The sequence below is a fragment of the Alkalihalobacillus sp. NPDC127517 genome, assembly GCF_050276055.1.
Taxonomy (GTDB): domain Bacteria; phylum Bacillota; class Bacilli; order Bacillales; family Bacillaceae_D; genus Alkalicoccobacillus.
Window position 1 is genome coordinate 69,599 of record NZ_JBNNQX010000009.1, and the last position, 23,261, is coordinate 92,859.

The window sequence follows — 23,261 nt, forward strand, 5'->3', positions numbered from 1 at the left end:
ATACGTATGATTGAAGGAATTATCATGTTGTTTATTGCGTTTAGCCTTGTGGGGCTTTACTGCATCTTGCAAGCAGAGCATGTAAGAAAACACCGCCCATTGCTTCTTGCTTACAGTGTGGCGGTTGTTTTCTTTCTTGCTTGTGCCGTGGCTCTTATGCTGCGTTAGTGAGTGCTTTTAAATTCGTTCATTAGGTCACGTAGAGCAATACAAGCTTCTAATGGAACTGCATTATAGATGGATGCTCTGCACCCGCCAATTGAGCGGTGTCCATTTAGCCCGACAAATCCTCGTTCTTTTGCTAGAGATAAGAAGGACTTGCTAAGCTCTTCATTCGGCAGGGTAAATGTTACGTTCATGGATGAGCGAGAAGAAGGATGGGCATGTCCTTTGTAGAAACCATCGCTTGAATCGATCGTGTCATAAAGGATCTTTGCTTTTTCTTCATTCACCTGTTCTAGCTTTTCTAAACCTCCAATTGAGTCAGCCCACTCGAGCACTTTCCCGAGTAGGTAAATACCAAAAGTCGGTGGTGTATTATATAAGGAGTCATTATCTGCATACGTGCGATAACGAAGCATGGTTGGAACATGATCAACTTGTGCTTGTTGAACCAGTTCCTTTTTAGCTATGACTACAGTTACTCCGGAGGGACCTAAGTTCTTTTGGGCACCAGCATAAATCACTCCAAATTGATTCACGTCAATTTTTTTTGAGAGAATATCACTCGACATATCTGCAATAAGCGGAGCGTGCGAGAGGTCCGGGAATGCCTTCCACTGAGTTCCGTAAATGGTATTGTTTGACGTAATATGTACGTAAGCGTCGTTATCAGTAAACGAAGCATCACTTAAATCAGGGATTGTTGAGTAATTTGTTTCTTTTGCAGAAGCAAGGACGTTTGTCTCGCCAATTAACTTCGCTTCTTTTAGCGCTTTTTCAGACCAAGAGCCAGTGAGAACATACTGGCCCACCTTGTTTTGTGGTAACAAGTTATAAGCGGTCATTGCAAATTGAAGGCTCGCTCCACCTTGAAGAAACAAAATATCGTAAGTGTCTGGAATGGAAAGTAGCTTTTTTAACAGTTGTTTTGTTTGTTGATGAACGGCATCGTAATCTTGGCTGCGATGACTAAGCTCCATCACAGACATACCTGTATCATTGAAATTTAACAATTCTTTTTGTGCGGCTTCTAGAGCAGCTTTTGGTAATGCTGCAGGACCTGCATTAAAATTATATACTGTATTCATCTACGTACTCTCCCCTTTACCACTTTAGTGCGTGTCATTGTAACTCTATCCTACCATAGAAATGAAGGCTCGTTTCTTTTTTTTAGTTACCTAACAAAAATCCTCTAGTTAGAAATTCTTTTTAATACGTCTACACGCATTTCTTCAAACATTTCTTCGGAATACTCAGATCCGTGTTCTTCCCATTTTGCTCCAAATCCGTCTGTTACATCATATCTTGGTATGAGATGAACATGATAGTGAAATACTGTTTGCCCAGCTGCTTGTCCATTGTTATTCACTAAATTTAAGCCAGCAGGAGAAAACGCTTCTTTTAATGCGTGAGCAACTTTTTGTACTGATTGATACACGCTTGTTAACTCTGATTCAGGTAAATCAAACAGGTTTTCATGATGGTGTTTAGGAATGACAAGAGCATGTCCTTTTGTCACTTGACTAATATCAAAAAAAGCATAGGTGTCCTCATCCTCATAGATTTTCTTTGAAGGAATATCTCCAGCTACAATGCTACAAAATATACATGATGACATATCAGTTCATCCTTTCCGATTGGTTATTTCGATTATTCAATTAGCTTACTCTCTAACTTGAGGTTTTTCAATTAGAATTCGTTAGATTGTAAAAAGTGAGACAGTGAGCATGTGATATACTTTTAAGCGAATGGTTAGTTGAATGGAGTGGACAAATGAAACGATTATTTCTTATGGGCTTGATGTTGGTAAGTATATTAGTTGGTTGCCAGGCACAGCCTGAGCAAGTTCAAGAAGATGTACATGAAGAAACAGCTTCTGCTGCGAATCTACCCAGCTTCTTGGAATACTATCCTGATAATATTGGAAATCTTTATAAAGGCATCCCGGACTTTCGAGAAGTGTTAGAGCAGCTCCCAAGCTATGGTGTAGATGGGGAACCAAGTGATCTTGATCATTTGTACCAAGCCTTTGTCTATGAGCACCAAGAGGATGGAAGTGTAACATGGAATGATCATGGAGCCAGATGTAACGCATGTATTGATTCAGCGGCCTACAGCATAGAAGCGTGGCAAAACGGCTCATCCATTGAGGAAATTCGCGAGATGGTTGTGAATCAATACGGTGAGGGCACCGATCCTGAGACGGATAAAGAATAATACGACTTAGAGACTGTCTACGGGCAGTCTTTTTATCTTTTAAAAGATTACATGTGTTTGCTGGTTTTTCATTAGGCAATTTTGGTAAGATAGATACACAAAGGAGTGTTCACTATGGCAGAGCTTTTGAAAATTACTGGATTAACCGGTGGGTATCATCCTAAGAAGCCCGTCCTACATGATGTGAATCTTTCTGTTAATAAACAGGAGATTGTTGGATTGATCGGCTTAAATGGTGCCGGAAAAAGTACAACGATTAAGCATATCTTAGGACTTCTACAACCACAAAAAGGTGAAATTACAATAGATGGGATCAGCTTTAAACAAGATGCTGATCAGTATAGAAAATCATATGCATACATACCAGAAACACCTGTTTTATATGATGAATTAACACTTTGGGAGCATCTTGAACTAACAAAGGTTGCGTATGGACTTGATTCCAAGGATTTTGAAGAACGTGCTGAAAAGCTTTTAAAGGAATTTAAGATGACTAAAATGAAGAAGTGGTATCCAAGTCATTTTTCAAAAGGCATGCGCCAGAAAGTAATGATTATGAGTGCCTTCCTCATCGAGCCACCCGTGTACATCGTAGATGAGCCGATTGTGGGTCTTGATCCGCTGGGGATTCAATCGTTCCTAAACTTTATTTCGGACATGAAAAAAAGAGGGTCTGCTATTCTAATGTCCACCCATATATTAGCTACAGCTGAGCGTTATTGTGATCGGTTTATCATTTTACACCACGGTCGAAAAGTATTAGAGGGAACGCTCTCAGAAATGCAGCAGCATATTGGAAAGCCAAATGCGACGCTCGATGACATTTATATAGAAATGACCAAGGAAGAAATCCTATGAATGGACAAAGCTTATGGCAAGAACGAGTCCGATCATATTGGAAGGAAGCAGGTCGTTATTTAAAGTTGATAGGAAACAGTGGGTTTCTATTTACTGTTTACTTTCTATTTATTGTTGGTAGCTACTACTATCAACAAATTCTAGAGCAGCTACCAGCAGAGTTTCCGACTGTGGAGTTATTTACGGTTGTATTTTTACTTATCCTGACACGAAGTAGAGTACGAACCTTTGTCAAACAAGCCGATGTTGTTTTCTTATTGCCATTTGAAGCAAAAATGGGTGACTATTTCCGTTCAGCCATCCGATACTCCTTCTTTATGCAAGTAGGTGTCATCTTAATTGTGCTATTACTTTTAGGACCTTTATTTGTGCTTCGAATTGGAACGGGTATTGTGTTCTGGTCAACTCTCGTTGTGCTTGTGCTTGCAAAGCTATGGAACATTCTATCTAGCTGGGAAGAACAACGACTACAAAGCAAACAAGAACGAATTTCTCACATGCTCCTGCGTGGATTAGTTAATGTTGTACTACTTTACTTACTCTTTTCACAGGCAGGAGTCTCATTTGTAGTCATCATATTGTTACTCATGTTGGGATTGTACGTTTTTTATTGGAGGAAGATTGGTCAGGCATACTCCATCAAGTGGAATCATTTAATTGAAGTAGAAGAAAGTATGGTTATGTTCTTCTACCGGATTGCAAATGCGTTTACGGATGTACCTAAGCTTCGTAATCAAGTGAGAGAGCGTAGATACTTAAGCTGGCTTATCCCTTTATTAGCGGGGAAAGCTCAGTCAGTTTATTCGTTTTTAATGGCCAGGTCATTTGTTCGAGCCAATGATTACCTAGGCATTTATGTAAGACTTGTAGCAGTGGGAGCCTTTGTGTTAACGATTATCCCTAATGGATGGATTCAGGTTCCGGTATTCCTTGTCTTCATGCATATGGTCATGATGCAGCTCTCTACCATCTGGTACCATTATGATATGAATATGTGGGTTGATATTTATCCAATTGAGCCGGATGGAAGACAAAAAGCGCTCACTCACTTAAGTTTAAAGCTATTAACCGTAATGGCTATTGTGTTAACCGTTGTTCTTCTATTAAGTGGAGATCCACTAGTAGCAGTCGTTGCTTTAGCAGCAGGACTTCTTTTTGCATATGTCGGAAGTGTATCGTTAATTCATCGCCGAAAAAAACAAGCTGTATAGGAGGGGACTCTTATCGTATCTGTCTACGAGCAAGACGCAAAGGAAGAGATGATTCGTTGGAAGAGGAAGCTAGGAAAAAGTCAATCAATGACTGGTCGGTTCGCAAAAAAGTGGCAAAAGAAGGCGAATACCTTTATTCCAGAAAAGGTGCATACCGTAGTGACAGCGAGCGTCAAACACATGGTACAAGGCGCGCTTACTGGGTCAGAATATGTGTCTAAAAGAGAATTAGATCTAACAACAACCTTTGAAGAACGAGAAGATCAAGTACAGGAGCTTTTTCGAACGTACAAAAACACGGCTGTAGTAGAGGGGATTGGAACAGGGGCGGGTGGTATTATGCTTGGCCTAGCTGATTTCCCTTTGCTTCTCAGCATTAAAATGAAGTTTTTGTTTGATACAGCCATCACGTATGGCTATGATTGCAAGACATTTAAAGAGAGACTTTTCATTCTCACCATTTTTCAGTTAGCTTTTTCTGAGGGAGAAGAGCGAGCTTTGCTATTACAGAGAGTGGAGAATTGGGAAGATTATGCTAAAGAGTTACCGGAAGATCCAAACGATCCGCTTGCAATGGATTGGAAAGCATTTCAGTTAAGTTATCGGGACTTTATTGATTTACCTAAGATGCTCCAGCTTGTACCGGGTTTTGGAGCCATTGTAGGTGCTGCAGCCAATTCTCACTTTCTTGAGATTCTAAAGACCACTGCCATGAATAGTTACCGTATGCGCATGCTAAACGAACCAACTGAATAATCGACTGAAAGAGGCGAGTAATCCGCAGATGGATCCCTCGCCTCTTTTTACTTGTTAAATGGAGAATGGTACAAAACGTGCAAAGTATGCGGATAGAATTCGGAAATATCCAGTAAACAGCATAATTCCAAGAATAATCATCAATATACCGCTTACTCGTTGAATCGTTGGTAACCAGCGATTCATGATCTTTAGTTTTGAAAGGGACTTGGACCAGAAAAAGGCGACGATTAAAAACGGAACCCCGAGGCCTGCTGAGTAAATAAACAATAATAAGATTCCAAGTCCCATGGTTTCACTGCTTCCGGCGATGATTAGGATGGAGCCTAGAACCAGACCAATACAAGGCATCCAACCTGCACCAAATAAAAAACCTATCATCAGCGAGTTAGAGAAGCTGGCTGTTTTCCGAGGTTTAATCGGAAGTTTTTTCTCAGTTAAAAGCGATCGTAATGAGATAATACCAGCCATCTGCAAACCAAACAATACGATAAAGATACCACCAAGCTGTTCAATCAGTGTGCGGTTTGTTGAGAAAATCTGCCCGAGGAACGAAGACGACGCTCCCATCAGGACAAAGATAATCGTAAAGCCCAGGATGAACCCAACGCTTCTTGTTAAGATTAAATGTCTCTCAGCCTGTACTTGGCCATTTGATATGGAAGCTCCTGTTAACTGAGCTAAGTAGGCAGGTACCAATGGAAAAATACATGGAGACAAAAAAGAAATCATGCCAGCGAAAAACGCTAACCATATCGAAACCTCCATATGTTTCACTCCTTCTCTCACTTGCCATTCTATCATTCTATGTAGGTCGTTGAACTCTTAGTATAACGAAATTCTGTGCATATAACTATGACAAAATGAAGGCGGATACAGATTGAGGCGGATGAAAGGATCAGCCTTAGGGCGGAGTTAAAACCATGCTCTAGCTCGGCGTAATAACAACATGATTCTCCTACAATAAAGATAACAAAAAGAAAGGAGAGATTGCGATGGGTAACCGTAAGAATTCAGGACTCGGTATTGTCTTAATGACAATAGGAGTAATCATTTTACTTGGTTTGATTGGTGTGCACCTAGGTGGACTTATTCCGTTAGCCTTGGGTCTAGCACTTATGTATTGGGGTTTTAAGAAGTATCAACGAGTAGGAGGCCTGTCCGCAGGCAGTATCGTTCTATTTATTATCGGCGGATTGTTCGCCTTAAGTGGAGTTGGTGCGCTGATCCCATTTTTTATTGCTAGCTTACTTTTGTATTTTGGTTATCGTTCTATCAAATCAGATGATGATTCAGACGACACAAGCTATTCACCTTATCAAATGAAAGATGTAAAAAGAAAAAAAACGTTAGATGAAGAATTTAATCATCTAATGAATAAACAATCATAGGGGAGGAATTAACATGAGTATTTTTACTCGAGTTGAACGACTGGTAAAGGCATCAATCCACGAAGGGTTAGAGCGTATGGAAGATCCACTTTCTTTACTTAAACAAGAAATTCGTGATACCAAACATTCTATTGTAAAGAAAAAAGAGCAGGTAACGAAACAGGAAAGAATGTTTCAAACATTTGAACGTGCGATTGAAACGGCAGGAAAATTAGCCGATAAAAGACAACAACAAGCTGAAATAGCCATTGAAAAACAGGAAGAAGATTTTGCGAAAAGGGCTCTGATTGATAAGCGCCAAGCCCTTAACGAACAACAAAAATTCACAGCACTAATCGACCAGAATAAACAAGTGATCTTAGATTTACAGACGGACATTCATGAGCTTGAAGCTTCACTTAAAGTGAAGGCTGAACAGAAGCAAGAACTTGAACAGCAAAAGGAAGCGGATAAGGCAGGAACGCAGTTGAAGAAAATGTTTGCCGAAACCAGTCATTTTGCTTCAAATGACTCAAAGGAACTTGACCAATGGAGCAAAGCAGCATTTGAGATTGAAAATGACAATTTAAAAGCTGAAATTGAAGCTGAACTAGCTCAACTGAAAGCATCAAAACAAGGATAGTTGCAAGCGTGAGAGCGGGGGAGACCTCGCTTTCGATCTTGTGAAAACGAAAGAAAACAGATATAGTGACTAATAGATAAAGGCGGTGGCCGGATGAAAAAACTAATCGGTTTTGCTATGATCGTTGTTGGATTCATTTTACTCGTACTAACCACGTTTCCGCTATTCTTTTCAAACTTTGCAAATTCTCAGGTGGACCATGTTACGGAATCACTTGATGGAATAAATGACATATCACTCGAGAGTAAAGCTTTTCGTTGGACCATTGTACCTGTTGATGATAATGAACTACGCATTGAATTGTCTGAAGGTGAAACTGGTAAACCTTTTAAAGTAGAGCAGGGACGTAGTCAGCTAAAGGTTAAAACGGAACATAAGAGATTTGGTTGGTTTCCTTCTTTTTCTAACTCGTTTAAGAAAGGTGAAGCAACCGTATACCTACCAAAAAGCTTTACAAAGGACCTGGATATTTCGACTGTCTCCGGCGATATTACACTTGATGGAGACTTTACTTTAGGTGAGCTGACGATGGAAATGGTTTCGGGTGATCTTGTGAATTCAGGTGATCTACAGACGGATGAAATTGATATTGATTCCGTTTCGGGTAATGTTCATTTGGTACAGGTAACAAGCTCTGAGATCCAAGCTGATACCGTTTCAGGAAATGTTTCGGTGCAGTATGACAGAGAGCAAGGCGATCTTTCGGTTGATACCGTTTCTGGTAAGGTTGATGTAACATCTCCTACATGGAACGCAGAGTACGATCTTGATACATTAAGTGGAACAATTATGGACCAGGGAACTCGAATTAAAGCGAGAGAATATAGCAGTTCAATTAGTAATGGAAATGCTGAGGTTGAAATATCCACCCTATCCGGAGACATTACACTCAATTAAAAGTCAGTCAGCATAAAGGAGGGAAGATCTTGCGGAAAACCATTATAGGAAGTATCTTTGCCATTGTTGGTTTACTGATCTTGTTTAATATTCTTGCTTTCTTTTCAAACTCCTTTTTGGCGCCGTTGATCTTCCTCGCCTTAGGAGTATTTTTCGTTCGAGGTAAGAGACGAAGATTAGGCAAACTGTTTATGATGATTGCGTTGATCATTTTTGTTAGTCAGTTATTTCATATCTCTTTAATTACGGTTGTTTTTGCACTCATTTTTATCTATGTTGGTTTGAAGCTGGTTCGTTCTGAAAAACAAGGTAATAAAGTAAAAAAAGAAAAGCACAAAACTCCAAAACCCGTTCCAATCGATGAACATCAAAAATTGCGTCACCAAAATCTCGGAGATGACCAAACGTTTATTAAACGAAATTTGGTTGGTGAGGTTCGCTTTACGTCTACCCCATTTGAGTTAACCGATATGCAAATTTGGAATGGGGTGGGGGATGTACGCATTGATTTAACAAATGCAATTATTCCTGAGGGAGAGACGCTAATCATTGTAGAGAATGTGATTGGTGATGTTCAAATATACATGCCAGAGGATCTTGCGTATACCATTCAATCTTACGTATTGGTCGGTGATAGCTCGATCTTACATTCAAAACAAGGTGGATTTAATCAAACCACCCTTTTACGTTCGGAAGATTATCAAAGCGGCGTTCGCAAGGTCAAATTCGTTCTTTCCTGCGCGATAGGGTCTGTGAAGGTGCGTGAGATATGAAGAAACAATTCTCAAGCTTTTTATGGCAGTTTGTTGGTCATGGACTCGTGCATTCTTTGTTAGTAACCATTCTTGTTATTTTACTTATAACGAATAACGAGAATCGTGGGTTTCTCGTTATTTTTGATCATCAGTTACTTGGGATTCCGATCCTTGGCTGGCTCGCGCTTTTAATGATCGCTTCTGGGTTCTTAAGTGGATTTCTACAAGCAGATCCGCTAAAGCGCAGGATGGAAACCGTTCTGCATGGAGCCACTTTATATGATCGTGGAACCTTTTCTCATCGCATTCGTATAGAAGGTGAGGACGAACTAACAGAACTCGTCACCAAAATGAATTCAATGGCTGAACATGTGGAAGAGCAAGTGGCGTCTTTGCAACGTCTTTCGGCTCGAAATGCAACGATGCAGGACACAGTCAAGCGTGCTGCTATAACAGAGGAGAGACATCGTTTAGCCAGAGAGCTCCATGATGCAGTGAGTCAACAGCTTTTTGCAATTTCAATGATGACAGCTGCTGTGAAAGAAGGGGCAGAGTTAAACAAGGAAATGAATCTAACTCAGCTTCAAAGTGTAGAAAAAATGGCCAATTTGGCCCAATCTGAAATGAGAAGTCTACTCTTGCATTTAAGACCGACTCAATTAAAAGGAAGAAGTCTACAAGAGGGTCTCAATCAACTTTTTCATGAGATGAAAGAAAAGCAAGGCATTCAAATTATTCATGATATTGAACCAGATTTAAACATGCCTCAAGGATTTGAAGATCAACTCTTTCGGATGGTGCAAGAAGCCTTCTCAAATATATTAAGGCATGCGGAAGCTTCAAAAATCGAATGTCGATTAAAGGCAGGCAAAACAGAATGGAAGCTCTCTGTAATTGATAACGGGAAGGGATTCGATCCAACTCAGGTTAATCAAGGTTCATATGGACTTCAAACGATGAAGGAACGAATGAATGAGATCGGGGGGATCCTTCAAGTGAAATCTGCGATCGGTAAAGGTACTCAAATTGAGGCAAAGGTTCCATTCGCCTGGAGGGAAGATATTAGTGATTAAGGTGCTATTAATTGATGATCATGAAATGGTGAGAATGGGTGTGAGTGCCTATCTTTCAACGCAAAAGGACATTGAAGTGGCTGGCGAAGCAAGCGATGGAGAGCTGGGTTCAAAACTAGCACTTGAAAACGATGTAGATGTGATTCTAATGGACTTATTAATGGACAAAATGAATGGTATTGAAGCGACTAAAAGGATTATGGCGAAAAAACCAGAAAGTAAGATCATTGTTCTAACAAGTTTTATAGACGATGAAATGGTGATCCCGGTCATTGAAGCTGGGGCGTTTAGTTATCTATTGAAAACAACCTCTGCAGCTGATATTGCCAAAGCAATCCGTGCCGCAGCTAAGGGAGAGCCTGTTGTTGAGTCAAAGGTCGCAACAAAGATGATGAATAAGATGAGATCCCATCAAGTGAAGCTCTTACATGAAGAACTAACGGCGCGAGAGCTAGACGTTCTTTTATTAATTGGTGATGGAAAAACAAATTCAGAGATTGCAGAGCACTTATATATTGGAATTAAAACGGTTAAAACGCACGTAAGCAATATTTTGCACAAGCTAGATCTAGATGATCGTACACAGCTAGCTATCTATGCTCATCGCCATGGATTGGTAAAATAAATCATTACATGGAATAAGATCACATTGGGACATACTAATGGCATCTGCATCAGAGGGAGGGAAGAAACGTGTTCAAGAGAATAGTAACCTACGTTGTACTGGCTATCTCTGCACTATTAGCCGGTCTTCTTGTCTATGCCATTGTCATATTAGCAGGTAATTATGTCATTGATAACGAGAAGCTAGTTATGAATAATTCTAGCTCATTAGTTGACGAATCAGGAGAACTGATTTCTAGATTATATGTAGAGAACCGTCAGCCAGTGTCTATAGATGAGATTCCCGAACATGTTCAAGAAGCATTTGTAGCTGTAGAGGACAATCGTTTTTATGAGCATTCTGGTATCGATTTTCGTGCGATTGGACGAGCTGTCTTCAAGAACATTGAATCGGGTGGAAAGGCTGAAGGTGGAAGCACGATCACTCAACAATTAACGAAAAACGTATTTTTGACAAATGAAAAATCATGGCTTCGTAAAGTGAAAGAAGTCTTTATTTCTATAAATTTAGAACGACGGTACAGCAAAGATGAAATACTTGAAATGTATTTAAATCAAATCTATTTTGGCCATGGTGCATATGGCCTTCAAACAGCATCTAAGCTGTATTTTAATAAGGATGTTAGTGAGCTTACGGTTGATGAAGGGGCCTTGCTTGCGGGTCTACCAAAAGCACCAAATAGTTATTCGCCTATTAATGATCCAGACCGGAGTAAGGATCGACGGGATCTAATCTTAACGTTAATGGAAAATCAAGGCTTTATTACAGCGGATGAGAGTGTGCGATTAAAGGGAAGAACCATTGCTCTTGATGTGCAAACTCCAGTTGAAAACGAAGCGTTGTATACGTATATCGATATGGTTATGGAAGAAGCGGAGAACCGCTATCATCTCTCTCAGGAAGAATTAATGACAGGTGGCTATCAAATTGTTGTACCGATGAATAAATCATTGCAGCAGTCCACCTATGACAAACTACAGGACCCTATCTATTTTCCAGAAGAAAATGAAGATGCGCAAGCAACCGTTATGATGATGGATAGTGAGTCGGGTGGCGTTCTGGCTGTACAAGGCGGGAGAGATTACGTCCGCTTAGGATTAAATCGGGTAAATGTAATGCGTCAGCCCGGATCGACGTTTAAGCCTATATCTGTATACACACCTGCGCTAGAATCGGGTGCATACAGTCCTTATTCCATGCTTCGCGATGAGCGACTTGCATACAATGAGTTTATGCCAAAGAACTTTAACGACCAGTATAGCGGAGAAATGACGATGTATGATGCGTTAGTTCAGTCGGCAAATGCGCCTGCTGTATGGTTGTTAAATGAAATTGGTGTAAACCGATCGTTGCAGAAGGTAGGGGAATTTGGATTTAAGATTTCAGATCGAGGGTTATCCATCGCCTTAGGTGGATTAAAAGAAGGTGTTACTCCGTTTGAGCTTGTAAAAGCATATCGTGCGTTTAACGAAGAAGGTCGAATTATTGATCCTTATTTTATTAAAGAGCTCTATGACCGCAGCGGTGAAAAAATAGGTGGCGCGAGCCCAGTTCAAACGGAAGTGATGTCAAAGCAAAATGCTTGGAACATGACACGAATGCTTCAATCAGTTGTGACAGATGGAACGGCTAAAGCAGGAACTGCTCGAACGCCGATCGCCGGGAAAACAGGGTCTACGACATATCCCGGTGTGCCAGGTGCAACAATGGATGCATGGTTTGTTGGATACACACCAACCGTTGTTGGGGCAGTCTGGATGGGGTACGATTCTACGACAAAGACACAATACTTAAAGGAAGGTAGCTCTTATCCAACAGTATTGTTTAAAAATATCGTCAATGAATTACCTGACGAGATGCGTAATGTTGCATTTGAGAAGCCAGATGATGTAGAAGATTTGGCCCCGCCTATTCCTCTAATAGCAGTTGATGACTTGAACGCAACAATGCGAGTGGGCGGAAAAGGATTACTTACCGTTGATCTACAATGGACCCCTTCTGAGGATGAGCGTGTTCGCTATAACATTTACGAAGTACACAAAGGCGAGAAAGAGCTCATTGCCTCAGATGTGCAGGGTGGTAGCTACGCTCACTCTAGATTAAACCCATTCTCCTCAAAAACATATGAGGTAGTACCCTACGATGAAAACGCAGGAATCGAAGGAGACGCATCAAATATCGCAGAAGCTGATTTTGATATTGGCTTTTCATTTTAAACTGGGGAGTGAGCTCTCCAGTTTTTTTGGATTGGGGATGGGAGCTTCGGCCTCGCTCTGCCCTATTTTCCTAAGGGAGTCGTCCGCTCGTCTTGTTCGCTATTAATAGCATGTCATACTTTTTATGGATTTCGAGAAAGGATTGATTGTGAGCTTCGTCTTCGCTCCCGTGCCGAGCGGAACGCTTTCCTAGGGAGGGCGCTGAACTAAACCGGCTGCGCCAGGTTCATTTCAGCTTTGCCCTTTTTTCCCTAGGGAGTCGTCCGCTCGTCCCGTCCGCTTTTAATAGTACGTCAAACTATTTTAAAGGAGTAGAGTAGGGGGCGGTTGTGATAATTCAACAAAGAGAGGACGGAATCAACAAAGAGAGCGCGGAATCAACGAAGAGAGGATAGAATCAACAAAGAGAATACAGAATCAACAAAGAGCTTGCACATAATCCATTTCACACAAAATGAGACACCGCAGCCTTCCTATTTTTCATCAAATTTATGACAGTTGAGTGGTGGGTGTATACATAGCAAATTCAGGTTATTATAGTGAATGATAGATTATGATTCGCGTGGAATGCTTTTCTTATTGAAATAAAGTAAACTAGAGAGTGGATAAAAGATCGTTCGGCTTTTAGTTAGAGAGAAGGGTGGATACATACTATGGGAGAAAATCAATTTAATGATACGTTTTTAAAGGCATGCAGGGGAGAGGATCATACACACGTCCCGGTTTGGTACATGCGACAAGCGGGGCGCTCTCAGCCTGAATATCGCAAAATTAAAGAAAAGTATTCTTTGTTTGAGATTACACATCAGCCTGAACTATGTGCTTATGTGACAAAGCTTCCAGTTGATCAGTATAACAATGATGCAGCCATTCTATACAAGGATATTATGACGCCGCTTCCGGCCATTGGGGTAGATGTTGAAATTAAGTCAGGAATTGGTCCAGTTATACATAACCCGATTACATCGTTACAGGACGTGGAGCGCCTTGGCATGATAGAGCCGGAAAAAGATGTAGACTATGTGTTAGAAACGATTAGGCTGCTTAGAACACAACTCGATGTGCCTCTTATTAGCTTTGGCGGGGCACCATTTACTCTAGCCAGCTATATGATTGAAGGCGGGCCTTCTAAAAACTATCATCATACAAAAGCGTTTATGTACGCAAATCCTAAAGCTTGGTTTCTTTTAATGGACAAGCTTGGTGACGTTACCATTTCTTATATTAAGGCTCAAATTAAGGCCGGGGCCGAGGCCATTCAGTTGTTTGATTCATGGGTGGGTGCGTTGAGTCGTGAGGATTATGTCACGTATATTAAGCCGGTAATGGAGCGAGTGTTTAACGCACTTCGTTCCGAGAATGTACCTCTTATCATGCACGGTGTCGGAGCGAGCCACCTAGCAACAGAGTGGAATTCACTTCCTCTTGATGTTGTCGGACTGGATTGGAGACTTTCTGTAACAGAAGCAAGAGAGCTTGGTGTGACGAAAACGGTTCAAGGGAACTTAGACCCTGCTATTCTCCTTGCTCCATGGGAGGTCATTGAAGCGAAGGCAAAGGCTATTTTGGACCAAGGAATGAAGTCAAACCACTTTATATTTAATCTTGGTCATGGTGTCTTCCCTGAAGTGGATCCTGCGGTCCTAAAACGACTTACAGCATTTGTACATGAATATTCAGCTCAATATAAGCAAACACATACATTATAGGTGACTAGAAGGAGCGTTTTGTTATGGCTAAAAAGAAATTAGGAATTTTAATTATGGCTTACGGAACTCCGCGTTCAAAAGAAGAGGTTGAGCCTTATTACACACATATTCGACGTGGGCGTAAGCCAAGTGAAGAAGCCTTACAAGATTTAATGGATCGATATGAAGCCATAGGTGGCTTAAGTCCTTTAGCAGTCATTACAGAAGAGCAAGCCGAGGGAATTGAACATATTTTAAATGAGACGCTTGATGAGTATGAAGTAAAGGCGTATCTTGGTCTGAAGCACATTGAACCATTTATTGAAGATGCGGTAGCAGAAATGGTACAGGACGGAGTGGAGGAAGCGGTTAGCTTAGTTCTTGCGCCTCACTTCTCAACCTTTAGTGTGAAATCGTATAATCAGCGTGCGCAAACAGAAGCGGAGCGTTTGGGTGGGCTTACGATCCATAGTGTGGAGAGCTGGTACAAAGAACCTGGATTCTTAAATTATTGGTCAAGTCAAATTAAAGAGACGATGGACCGTGTTCCAAATCCAAATGAGACCTGTGTCATCTTTTCAGCGCATAGCCTTCCAGAAAAAATCATTGCAGCTGGTGACCCTTATCCAGATCAATTAAAGGAAACGGCGGACCTTTTAGCGGAAATGACAGGGATCAAGCACTATGAAATTGGTTGGCAGAGTGAAGGGAATACACCAGATCCATGGATCGGACCGGATGTTCAGGACTTAACAAGAACGCTTTATCACGATAAGGGATATAAGGCATTCGTATATTGTCCGGTAGGGTTTATAGCTGATCATTTAGAGGTTTTGTTTGATAACGATTATGAGTGTAAGGTTGTTACGGACGAGCTGGGTGTTGATTACTTTAGACCCAAAATGCCCAACACAGATCCTGAATTTTTAGCTAGTTTAGCCAATGTTATTCGGAAAAAGCTAATAGAAGGAAGGGACTCTTTGTGAAAAAAAGAGTAGCAATCATAGGTGGCGGCATAACAGGTCTTGCCGCTGCCTTTGAGATTGAAAAAGCAAACCAGCGTGGAGAAACTGAACTAGAATACAGTGTGATTGAAGGGTCCAATCGACTAGGTGGGAAAATTCAAACGTATAGACGAGACGGCTTCGTAATCGAGGCGGGTCCTGATTCATATTTAAAGCGAAAAACGAGTATGACCACTTTAATTGAAGAAGTGGGTTTGAAAGATGATTTGACTACAAATGATACGGGACAATCCTATATCTTAAAGGGGACAAGTCTGTACCCGATTCCTGCTGGAGCCGTAATGGGTGTGCCTACAGAAATAACACCATTCGTCCAGACAGGTTTGTTTAGTCCATTAGGGAAAATTCGTGCGCTTGGTGACTTTGTTATTCCTAAAACAATGGGACATAATGAAGATATCTCGCTTGGGCACTTTTTTAGAAAGAGACTAGGAAATGAAGTGGTGGATCATCTCATCGAACCTCTCCTATCCGGAATCTATGGTGGAGATATGAATAAGCTCAGTCTAAAAGCTACATTTCCTCACTTTCAACAAATGGAAGAAGCGAATCGCAGCTTGATCAAAGGAATCAAGAAAAGTCGTCCAAAAACACAAAAGGTAAACGGCGCACCAAAGAAAAAAGAAGGTATGTTCCAAACGTTAAAACATGGTATCGAATCGCTTGTTGAAGCAGTTGCTGATAAGCTTGATTCAGAGGCTATTCACCTAAATGAAAATGTGAAAAGTATCACAAAGACAGAAGCAGGCTTTATCCTTCAATATGAAGATGACAAAGAAGAAGTGTTTGATTACGTCATTGTGACCACGCCACCACCAGTCACTGCAAATCTATTAGCTCACTATCCTTATTTTGATTACTTTAAGCAAATGGAAATGACCTCAATTTCCACAGTGGCTATGGTATTCCCAGAAGAAGCGGTTGTTCAAGCTGAAGAAGGAACAGGTTTTGTTGTCTCTAGAAAAAGTGGGTACACCATTACAGCCTGTACGTGGACAAGTAAAAAATGGCGTCATACCACTCCTCCAGGAAAAGTGATCCTCCGTTGTTATGTTGGACGTCCGGGGCACAGTGAAATTGTCCGCAAATCTGATAAAGAAATCATTCAAACGGTGCTAAACGATTTATCGCGCGTAATAGAGATTAAGGAAGAACCAGAATTTTATTATGTGAGTCGCTGGTCTAATCCACAATACCAAGTGGGTCATACGTTCAAGCTAGACAAAATGAAAGAGGACGTTGAGGCATTCCTGCCAGGACTAGCCATCGCAGGAGCTGGACTTGAAGGCGTCGGTCTACCTGATTGTATTGATCAAGGCAAGGCTAGTGCAAAAGCGATTATTGAGGCAGAACGATAGAAATAAAGCTTGGACATAACAATCAATTACCTATGTAAACACGAACATAGCAACAAATTCGCTACAGGAGAATCCCTCGCGTTCTCCCTTCGCTTGTCCAATAAAATCACGAATGGCGAATGATTCTGCAATCGAATCATTCGCCATTTTTTCATTGTTTTTTAGTTGTGTTCCAAACTCCTTACGTAAACCGAAATTAGCGGGTATACGTAAGATATTTTGTGCGCGTTGCTTCTAATTCTTCAGAAAGCTTCTGCTGACGTTCAATTTCTTTTAATTCAGCATCTGTATACACGCGCTTTTTTATCACAATTGTAAAAAAGATAAAGTGCAAATTCATGTTCAATTCCTCCTGTCTAAGTCAATTCCTTCAGGTTAAGCCTTTCACCTTCTTATACCAATCTAATACGAGTGAGCCTTTCATCATGTTCGTCACATTTTCTTCCTCCTATTCTAATAATTTCTATTAAAAAAGAGCACAAAAAATCCGCAGCGTACACACCGCGGATTTCACAAGATATAAAAGCCGCAGGAATGATCTCATCCCTGCGACTATATCAAGATCCTAAACATTGGATTAGTGGTCTTTTAATAGCCAGTTTCTATCGAAAACAGATGGGCGTGAGCATATGAATATTTAGTTTGTGAAGAAGTTCTCATCATTGGATCTAGATGTAGATTAGTCATAGTACTCAGCTCCTTTCGATTTGTTAATACGTTTCAAAGTATAGCTAATAACAGACACAATGTAAAGGTTTTTTGTGAAAATAAGTTGACAATTTTATAAAAAGGGTTGACAAACTTAAAATTAAATTATATTAAGATAGTAAATATATGGATGTGGATGACGAATTTCACTAAGTCCTTATACACAGATTCCGAACTTTGCTGTTTGTACGGGATATTCTATGATAAAATGGTTTGTACACTTTATACACTCTGTTCATACAAGGTGAAAAACGAGGAGAGTTTGAATGACCCGACATGAGGATCTTTTATCGACACTTACACATACACGACATGATTGGTTAAATATTCTACAACTGATAAAAGGAAATTTAGCTCTTGGTCATTATCACCGAATTGAAGAAATCATTGAGCAAACAACTCAAAAGTCAATTTCAGAAAGCAAACTTTGTAATATTGGAGTTCCTGAATTGAGTCTTTTTCTGATCGGTTATAATTGGGGTAGTCAAAAGGTTGATTTAAATTATGAGATGACTGGCGAGGAATGGTCACTTGAAAGCTGGGGAGAATCCCTTCTTTTAATGACTCGCTCAATTATGAATCAATTTGATCAATCGTCTTCTTTTACATCTGAGAACAGCGTCATGATAACGTTTGACTATTCGGAGCAAGATTGCTTACTAACATTCCGTTTTATTGGGGAAACAGAGTTAAAAGAAGCCGATTGGAAAGACTTATTAAAAGTAGCAAACGATTCAAACTTAATATGTGCCCTGTTGCATCAAGATGAGTATGAATGCGTAATTACTATATTGATAAAGAAAGTGTAAAGAATAGCAAGAACGTTTGTTAAACGCGTTAAATACGTATTCGAGGTGAAAAACATGTTCGTAGATAAAGTAAAGATTTATGCTAAAGGAGGAGATGGCGGGAACGGTCAAGTCTCCTATCGTAGAGAAAAATACGTTCCTGATGGCGGGCCAGCTGGTGGAGATGGTGGTCGAGGAGCAAGTGTTGTGTTTATAGTTGAGGAAGGCTTACGTACGTTAATGGATTTCCGCTACAACAGGCATTTTAAAGCGCCTAAAGGAGAAAATGGTCGTCCTAAAAACCAGCATGGTAGAAACGCAGATGATATGATTGTTAAGGTTCCACCGGGTACCACTGTTGTGGATGAATTAACGGGTCAAATTATTGCTGATTTAACAGAAGCTGGTCAACAGGCTGTTATTGCAAAAGGTGGTCGAGGTGGACGTGGAAACACTCGTTTTGCGACACCTGCAAACCCTGCTCCTGATACGGCGGAGAACGGAGAGCCGGGACAAGAGCGTGAAGTTACTTTAGAACTAAAGCTACTCGCGGATGTTGGTTTGGTTGGATTCCCAAGTGTAGGTAAATCAACATTATTATCTGTTGTATCAGCGGCAAAGCCTAAGATTGGAGATTATCACTTTACAACGCTAGCTCCTAACTTAGGTGTAGTTGAGACAGTGGATCATCGAAGCTTTGTAATGGCGGATCTGCCTGGATTAATTGAAGGCGCACATGAAGGAACTGGTCTTGGACATCAATTCCTTCGACACATTGAGCGTACAAGAGTTATTGTCCATGTTATTGACATGGCAGCTATGGAGGAACGTGACCCGTATCAGGATTATCTAAGCATCCAAGATGAGTTAAAGCAGTATAATCTGCGTTTGACGGAACGTCCAAAGGTAATTGTTGCTAATAAAATGGACATGCCTGATGCTAGTGACAATCTTGAGAAGTTTCGTGAACAGCTAACAGAAGATACACCCATTTTCCCTGTATCTGCATTGACAAAAGATGGTTTAAAATCGCTGTTATCAAAAATTGCTGATGAGCTTGAAGGGGCTCCAGAATTTCCTTTATATGAAGAAGATGATGAAGAAACTCGTGTTTTATATAAGCATGAAAAACGAAAAGATCCATTTATCATTACTCGTGCTGATGACGGTGTATATGATATTGCTGGTGTGGAGCTTGAGAGAATCTTTAAGATGACTGATTTCCAACGTGATGAATCGGTTCGTCGCTTTGCGCGTCAACTTCGTAAAATGGGCGTAGATGCTGCGTTACGTGAACGTGGAGCTCAACATGGAGAACTTGTACGAATCTTAAATTACGAATTTGAATTTATCGAATAGCAGAAAAGGAGGTGCTTGCATCTCCTTTTTTGGTTGTCAAATGTAGATGTACCTCCTATAATAGGGGAGAGTACTTTTGTACACCCGTAGTGAACAGTGTATAAATCAGGGAGATGAAGTGGCATGTCAGCGAGACGGTTCTTCCTTATAAGAGAAGATATCTTAACAGATGCAATGATTAAAACATTAGAAGCTAAATCCATGCTACAGTCTGGAGAGGCAAAGAAAATTAACGAAGCGGCTCAGAAAGTCGGATTAAGCCGAAGTGCATTTTACAAATATAAAGACGGGATTTTCCCCTTTCATGCAATGGCAAAGGAAAAAATCGTGACATTATCAATTAATTTGGTGGACAAGTCAGGAACGTTATCAGAATTATTAATGATCGTAGCCAATACGGGTGCAAATATTTTAACGATTAATCAAACAATCCCATTACAGGGAAGAGCTCATATTACGTTATCTATTGATACGGCTCCGATAACGATGCAGCTCGATGAGTTATTTGAGCAAATGAAAAAACTGAAGGCTGTTGAGAAAGTGGAACTTGCTGGTTCAGGTTGAGAAAGGAAGAGTTTTTAAATGAAAGTCGGTTTTTTAGGACCAAAAGGAACATTTACAGAAATGGCGGCTACCGCCTTATTTCCTGAAGAAGAATTGATTCCTTGTCAAACAATTCCTTTGAGTATGGATAAGGTATCAAGTCGCGATCTAGATGTAACGGTTGTTCCAATTGAGAATACGATTGAGGGATCTGTTAATATTACGCTTGATTATTTAATTCATAAGCAAAGACTGCCAATTATTGCTGGTGTAACAGTTACAATTGCTCAGCAATTTCTGATGCACCCGGTACAGATTGAAAAAGGGAATCATCCGGAACGTGTACTGTCACATCCTCATGCCCTTGCACAGTGTCATGATTTCTTAAAAGAGACCTATCCAGACTCAACGGTTGAATACACAAATTCCACCGGATCGGCAGCTGCGTGGCTTGCGGCAAACCCAGCTGAGCCTGTTGCATGTATAGCAAATGAATTGGCTGCGAAAGAATATGGCTTAACGATGGTCCACCAGAACATTCAAGACTATAGCAGTAATCGGACACGCTTTTTAGTTCTTGGACGTCACGATGAATCACATGATGTGATTGGCCCATACAAAATCAGTGACAGGACCACTCTAATGATTACGTTACCAGAGGATTACACGGGGGCACTTCATCAAGTGTTGTCAGCTTTTGCTTGGCGTAAGCTAAACTTGTCCAAGATCGAATCAAGACCAACAAAAACAGGGCTTGGGAATTATTATTTTATAATTGACATTGATCAAAAGATGGACGATGTACTAATCCCCGGTGCCATTTCTGAGCTTGAGGTTCTTGGTTGCAAGGTAGAATTACTTGGAAGCTATACGTGCTATTCGTTAAGTGATCTAAAAGAAAATTCGGTTATACGTTAAAAAATGGAGGAGGTCATTTAGGACCCCCTCCATTTTTTTAATTGTCTTCGAGTAAGATGTGTTTATTGCGTAAAGCCTCTTTAGCCTGCTCTATCTGCGCTACCTCTTCCGCTTCAACGGTATGTAAGTGCACACCTTCTGTGAGTGCTGAAAGAAGCTGCGAGCCTGATTGGCTTATCTGGAGGTAAAAGAGGTCTGCATCAGCGCGTGTTTTGATCATAAGTGAGGCTGTTAATTCGCCATATAATGAATGTTCCACAATGACATCACGGATAGTTAGTCCATGATCAACCATGATGTATAATTCTTCTTTTGTTTGTGTAAGGTCATGTTTACAAGCAAGCAACTGAGTTACTTTGGATGTCTTGGGTTTGGGAAGTAGCATATATCCTTGAGCTGTTGCAAAGATTTCATGGTTTTTAGCTTTTAATATAGAAATATCCTGAACAATAATTTGTCTACTTACATTTGATCGTCTTGCAAGTTCACTTCCGGTAATGGGTTTGGAATCCTCTGATAACCAATTCAAAATGGCTGTACGCCTAGTGTCACCAACTAATTTATCACCTTTTGACATTTTCACAACTCCCCTTAGCCTTCTGTTATCAGTATAACATGGTCTATTTTAAAAATGGATCACATACACTATTGGCGGTAGGAAATTAAGCGAATGTGTCAATATGCCCAAGTCCCGCATACAATAAACGGATGACTAAGAAAGGGTTGATCATGTGAAAATTCATATCGTGCAAAAAGGAGATACGCTTTGGAAGCTTTCGAAAGCGTATGGTGTTGATTTCACGGAATTAAAGAAAGCAAACTCACAGCTGGCTAATCCTGATATGATCATGCCTGGAATGAAAATTAAAATTCCTTCAGGCAGTGTCGCTGTAAAAAAAGAAGCCGGAGTTGCTAAGGATTATTCAAAGGAAACAGTTAAACCTAAAGAAAGTAAAAAAGAACAAGTAAAAACAGAAGCGCCTAAAAAAGAAGTAAAAAAACCATCCATGCCTAAAGCACCACCAGTTATGATGCCACATAAACCAGCTAAAGAACCAACGAAAAATTATCAAGCAAATATGAACATTTATATGCAGGAGAAACCGGCAAATACACCACCACCCCCAAAAAAAGCAGCAGAAAAACCGACCGCTCAAAAGCCTGCTCAAACAAAAGGGAGTGCAGAGCCTACTGGAAAGCCAACGGCTCAAAAAGGAACGAGTCAGCCAAACCAAAGTATGCCAACTGCTGAGCAAGGTGCGATGAAGCCAAACCAAGGAATGCCTACTGCACAACAAGGATCGATGAAACCGAATCAAGGATGGCCAACCGCACAGCAAGGAGCAATGAAACCGAATCAGGGTGCACCAACCGCACAGCAAGGATCGATGAGTCCAAATCAAGGATGGCCAACCGCACAGCAAGGATCGATGAGTCCAAATCAAGGATGGCCAACCGCACAGCAAGGATCGATGAATCCAAACCAAGGATGGCCAACCGCACAGCAAGGATCGATGAGTCCAAATCAAGGATGGCCAACCGCACAACAAGGATCGATGAGTCCAAATCAAGGATGGCCAACCGCACAACAAGGATCGATGAATCCAAACCAAGGATGGCCAACTGCACAACAAGGATCGATGTACCCGAATCAACCAATGCCAATGGCACAACAAAATATGCCAGTTCCAAATCAATCATGGGGTGGGATGGAGTATGGTGCTAAACAGCCCTATACACCAATTAGTCCAATGATGCCAGGATGTGCTCCGTGCTCACCGCCTAGACCACATCATTCGGGCCACCATCATGGTCAATGGAATATGGGATCTATGCCAATGTATGGCAATCAACCAAATTCATACATGCAGCCCGAATCATACAAGAATGGGTATCAACAGCCTGAAGGGTTCGGCTATGCACCAACTGAACCTATGATGATGAATCCGCAAGGTCAGATGATTCCAATGTCTAGATATCAGCAGCCTGAACAAATTAATCAGTACAAGGAACAGGATGATTATGAGGATTAATCATTAATCCTTACAGTGTGCCCAAGAACTAACAGTGTAAGATGAGCCTCCTTTAGAC

25 protein-coding genes are annotated in these 23,261 nt (G+C 40.8%); 20 read left to right on the forward strand and 5 right to left on the reverse strand.

The genetic code is table 11. The annotated features are described in order from the left end of the window. Nucleotides 1-6: 6 nt before the first annotated feature. Complete coding sequence (locus ACQKKO_RS13490) at nt 7-168, forward strand: hypothetical protein (protein WP_498648010.1); 162 nt, start codon at nt 7-9, stop codon at nt 166-168. On the opposite strand, the gene serC is transcribed toward ACQKKO_RS13490, so the two are convergent. Next, nucleotides 165-1,250, reverse strand: a complete 1,086-nt coding sequence (gene serC / locus ACQKKO_RS13495; protein ID WP_498648012.1) for a 3-phosphoserine/phosphohydroxythreonine transaminase — start codon at nt 1,248-1,250, stop codon at nt 165-167. The genes ACQKKO_RS13490 and serC overlap by 4 nt on opposite strands. A 104-nt stretch (nt 1,251-1,354) precedes the next feature. Next, the gene (locus ACQKKO_RS13500) at nt 1,355-1,780 is read right to left on the reverse strand and encodes an HIT family protein (RefSeq protein ID WP_498648014.1); all 426 of its coding nucleotides are present in this window, start codon (nt 1,778-1,780) and stop codon (nt 1,355-1,357) included. A gap of 155 nt (nt 1,781-1,935) precedes the next feature. On the opposite strand from ACQKKO_RS13500, the gene ACQKKO_RS13505 reads away from it, so the two are divergent. The 4 genes from ACQKKO_RS13505 to ACQKKO_RS13520 all read left to right on the forward strand — a co-directional run bounded on the left by ACQKKO_RS13505 (nt 1,936) and on the right by ACQKKO_RS13520 (nt 5,204). Then, complete coding sequence (locus ACQKKO_RS13505; protein WP_498648016.1) at nt 1,936-2,379, forward strand: PCYCGC motif-containing (lipo)protein; 444 nt, start codon at nt 1,936-1,938, stop codon at nt 2,377-2,379. A 114-nt stretch (nt 2,380-2,493) separates the two neighbouring features. Continuing rightward, the gene (locus ACQKKO_RS13510; RefSeq protein ID WP_498648018.1) at nt 2,494-3,237 is read left to right on the forward strand and encodes an ABC transporter ATP-binding protein; all 744 of its coding nucleotides are present in this window, start codon (nt 2,494-2,496) and stop codon (nt 3,235-3,237) included. Beyond that, a complete protein-coding gene (locus ACQKKO_RS13515) occupies nt 3,234-4,448 on the forward strand; it encodes an ABC transporter permease (RefSeq protein ID WP_498648019.1) in 1,215 nt (404 codons plus the stop codon). Before ACQKKO_RS13510 ends, ACQKKO_RS13515 begins: the two co-directional genes overlap by 4 nt. Nucleotides 4,449-4,460: 12 nt before the next feature. Then, complete coding sequence (locus tag ACQKKO_RS13520) at nt 4,461-5,204, forward strand: EcsC family protein (protein WP_498648296.1); 744 nt, start codon at nt 4,461-4,463, stop codon at nt 5,202-5,204. A gap of 54 nt (nt 5,205-5,258) precedes the next feature. Here the strand turns inward: ACQKKO_RS13520 and ACQKKO_RS13525 are convergent, their stop codons facing one another. Beyond that, nucleotides 5,259-5,972 (reverse strand): cytochrome c biogenesis CcdA family protein, encoded by a 714-nt coding sequence (locus ACQKKO_RS13525; RefSeq protein WP_498648021.1) that lies wholly within the window; start codon nt 5,970-5,972, stop codon nt 5,259-5,261. A gap of 227 nt (nt 5,973-6,199) precedes the next feature. Here ACQKKO_RS13525 and ACQKKO_RS13530 point away from each other — a divergent pair, with 227 nt between their 5' ends. The 10 genes from ACQKKO_RS13530 to hemY all read left to right on the forward strand — a co-directional run bounded on the left by ACQKKO_RS13530 (nt 6,200) and on the right by hemY (nt 16,854). Beyond that, the gene (locus ACQKKO_RS13530; RefSeq protein WP_498648023.1) at nt 6,200-6,595 is read left to right on the forward strand and encodes a LiaF transmembrane domain-containing protein; all 396 of its coding nucleotides are present in this window, start codon (nt 6,200-6,202) and stop codon (nt 6,593-6,595) included. A 13-nt stretch (nt 6,596-6,608) separates the two neighbouring features. Further along, the gene (locus tag ACQKKO_RS13535) at nt 6,609-7,217 is read left to right on the forward strand and encodes a PspA/IM30 family protein (RefSeq protein WP_498648025.1); all 609 of its coding nucleotides are present in this window, start codon (nt 6,609-6,611) and stop codon (nt 7,215-7,217) included. A 93-nt stretch (nt 7,218-7,310) separates the two neighbouring features. Further along, complete coding sequence (locus ACQKKO_RS13540; protein ID WP_498648027.1) at nt 7,311-8,114, forward strand: DUF4097 family beta strand repeat-containing protein; 804 nt, start codon at nt 7,311-7,313, stop codon at nt 8,112-8,114. Nucleotides 8,115-8,143: 29 nt separating this feature from the next. Continuing rightward, nucleotides 8,144-8,887, forward strand: a complete 744-nt coding sequence (gene liaF, locus ACQKKO_RS13545) for a cell wall-active antibiotics response protein LiaF (protein ID WP_498648029.1) — start codon at nt 8,144-8,146, stop codon at nt 8,885-8,887. Next, complete coding sequence (locus tag ACQKKO_RS13550; RefSeq protein WP_498648031.1) at nt 8,884-9,942, forward strand: HAMP domain-containing sensor histidine kinase; 1,059 nt, start codon at nt 8,884-8,886, stop codon at nt 9,940-9,942. Before liaF ends, ACQKKO_RS13550 begins: the two co-directional genes overlap by 4 nt. Beyond that, nucleotides 9,935-10,567, forward strand: a complete 633-nt coding sequence (locus ACQKKO_RS13555) for a response regulator transcription factor (protein WP_498648033.1) — start codon at nt 9,935-9,937, stop codon at nt 10,565-10,567. The genes ACQKKO_RS13550 and ACQKKO_RS13555 overlap by 8 nt, the downstream gene beginning before the upstream one ends. 68 nt (nt 10,568-10,635) lie before the next feature. Beyond that, nucleotides 10,636-12,783 (forward strand): transglycosylase domain-containing protein, encoded by a 2,148-nt coding sequence (locus ACQKKO_RS13560; RefSeq protein ID WP_498648035.1) that lies wholly within the window; start codon nt 10,636-10,638, stop codon nt 12,781-12,783. 653 nt (nt 12,784-13,436) lie between these two features. Beyond that, nucleotides 13,437-14,492, forward strand: coding sequence for a uroporphyrinogen decarboxylase (gene hemE, locus ACQKKO_RS13565; RefSeq protein WP_498648037.1), 1,056 nt, complete (start codon nt 13,437-13,439; stop codon nt 14,490-14,492). Between the two features lie 23 nt (nt 14,493-14,515). Further along, nucleotides 14,516-15,457 carry a ferrochelatase gene (gene hemH, locus ACQKKO_RS13570; protein ID WP_498648039.1) on the forward strand — a complete coding sequence of 314 codons (942 nt, stop codon included), beginning with the start codon at nt 14,516-14,518 and terminating at the stop codon, nt 15,455-15,457. Continuing rightward, on the forward strand, nt 15,454-16,854 hold the full coding sequence (gene hemY / locus ACQKKO_RS13575; RefSeq protein ID WP_498648041.1) for a protoporphyrinogen oxidase: 1,401 nt from the start codon (nt 15,454-15,456) through the stop codon (nt 16,852-16,854). The genes hemH and hemY overlap by 4 nt, the downstream gene beginning before the upstream one ends. A 196-nt stretch (nt 16,855-17,050) precedes the next feature. On the opposite strand, the gene ACQKKO_RS13580 is transcribed toward hemY, so the two are convergent. Beyond that, complete coding sequence (locus tag ACQKKO_RS13580; RefSeq protein ID WP_343129938.1) at nt 17,051-17,194, reverse strand: YrzI family small protein; 144 nt, start codon at nt 17,192-17,194, stop codon at nt 17,051-17,053. Between the two features lie 634 nt (nt 17,195-17,828). On the opposite strand from ACQKKO_RS13580, the gene ACQKKO_RS13585 reads away from it, so the two are divergent. From ACQKKO_RS13585 to pheA, 4 genes are all read left to right on the forward strand, one after another. Continuing rightward, entirely contained in the window at nt 17,829-18,371 is a 543-nt protein-coding gene (locus ACQKKO_RS13585; protein WP_498648044.1) for a Spo0B C-terminal domain-containing protein, read from the forward strand. Between the two features lie 54 nt (nt 18,372-18,425). Beyond that, nucleotides 18,426-19,709: a GTPase ObgE gene (gene obgE / locus ACQKKO_RS13590; protein WP_498648046.1), complete on the forward strand. Its 1,284-nt coding sequence runs from the start codon at nt 18,426-18,428 to the stop codon at nt 19,707-19,709. 123 nt (nt 19,710-19,832) lie between these two features. Then, nucleotides 19,833-20,273, forward strand: coding sequence for a transcriptional regulator ThrR (locus ACQKKO_RS13595; protein ID WP_343129941.1), 441 nt, complete (start codon nt 19,833-19,835; stop codon nt 20,271-20,273). Nucleotides 20,274-20,291: 18 nt separating this feature from the next. Then, entirely contained in the window at nt 20,292-21,170 is an 879-nt protein-coding gene (pheA, locus tag ACQKKO_RS13600; protein ID WP_498648047.1) for a prephenate dehydratase, read from the forward strand. 37 nt (nt 21,171-21,207) lie between these two features. Here pheA and ACQKKO_RS13605 read toward each other — a convergent pair whose 3' ends face one another. After that, nucleotides 21,208-21,747, reverse strand: coding sequence for a transcription repressor NadR (locus ACQKKO_RS13605; protein ID WP_498648049.1), 540 nt, complete (start codon nt 21,745-21,747; stop codon nt 21,208-21,210). Between the two features lie 154 nt (nt 21,748-21,901). Here ACQKKO_RS13605 and safA point away from each other — a divergent pair, with 154 nt between their 5' ends. After that, nucleotides 21,902-23,203: a SafA/ExsA family spore coat assembly protein gene (safA, locus tag ACQKKO_RS13610; protein WP_498648051.1), complete on the forward strand. Its 1,302-nt coding sequence runs from the start codon at nt 21,902-21,904 to the stop codon at nt 23,201-23,203. Nucleotides 23,204-23,261 lie beyond the last annotated feature (58 nt).

Coding starts and splice junctions, on each gene's coding strand:
- ACQKKO_RS13490 (WP_498648010.1), top strand. CDS start 7: ATGATTGAAGGAATTATCATGTTGTTTATTGCGTTTAGCCTTGTGGGG.
- serC (WP_498648012.1), bottom strand. CDS start 1,250: ATGAATACAGTATATAATTTTAATGCAGGTCCTGCAGCATTACCAAAA.
- ACQKKO_RS13500 (WP_498648014.1), bottom strand. CDS start 1,780: ATGTCATCATGTATATTTTGTAGCATTGTAGCTGGAGATATTCCTTCA.
- ACQKKO_RS13505 (WP_498648016.1), top strand. CDS start 1,936: ATGAAACGATTATTTCTTATGGGCTTGATGTTGGTAAGTATATTAGTT.
- ACQKKO_RS13510 (WP_498648018.1), top strand. CDS start 2,494: ATGGCAGAGCTTTTGAAAATTACTGGATTAACCGGTGGGTATCATCCT.
- ACQKKO_RS13515 (WP_498648019.1), top strand. CDS start 3,234: ATGAATGGACAAAGCTTATGGCAAGAACGAGTCCGATCATATTGGAAG.
- ACQKKO_RS13525 (WP_498648021.1), bottom strand. CDS start 5,972: ATGGAGGTTTCGATATGGTTAGCGTTTTTCGCTGGCATGATTTCTTTT.
- ACQKKO_RS13530 (WP_498648023.1), top strand. CDS start 6,200: ATGGGTAACCGTAAGAATTCAGGACTCGGTATTGTCTTAATGACAATA.
- ACQKKO_RS13535 (WP_498648025.1), top strand. CDS start 6,609: ATGAGTATTTTTACTCGAGTTGAACGACTGGTAAAGGCATCAATCCAC.
- ACQKKO_RS13540 (WP_498648027.1), top strand. CDS start 7,311: ATGAAAAAACTAATCGGTTTTGCTATGATCGTTGTTGGATTCATTTTA.
- ACQKKO_RS13550 (WP_498648031.1), top strand. CDS start 8,884: ATGAAGAAACAATTCTCAAGCTTTTTATGGCAGTTTGTTGGTCATGGA.
- hemE (WP_498648037.1), top strand. CDS start 13,437: ATGGGAGAAAATCAATTTAATGATACGTTTTTAAAGGCATGCAGGGGA.
- hemH (WP_498648039.1), top strand. CDS start 14,516: ATGGCTAAAAAGAAATTAGGAATTTTAATTATGGCTTACGGAACTCCG.
- ACQKKO_RS13580 (WP_343129938.1), bottom strand. CDS start 17,194: ATGAATTTGCACTTTATCTTTTTTACAATTGTGATAAAAAAGCGCGTG.
- ACQKKO_RS13585 (WP_498648044.1), top strand. CDS start 17,829: ATGACCCGACATGAGGATCTTTTATCGACACTTACACATACACGACAT.
- obgE (WP_498648046.1), top strand. CDS start 18,426: ATGTTCGTAGATAAAGTAAAGATTTATGCTAAAGGAGGAGATGGCGGG.
- ACQKKO_RS13595 (WP_343129941.1), top strand. CDS start 19,833: ATGTCAGCGAGACGGTTCTTCCTTATAAGAGAAGATATCTTAACAGAT.
- pheA (WP_498648047.1), top strand. CDS start 20,292: ATGAAAGTCGGTTTTTTAGGACCAAAAGGAACATTTACAGAAATGGCG.
- ACQKKO_RS13605 (WP_498648049.1), bottom strand. CDS start 21,747: ATGTCAAAAGGTGATAAATTAGTTGGTGACACTAGGCGTACAGCCATT.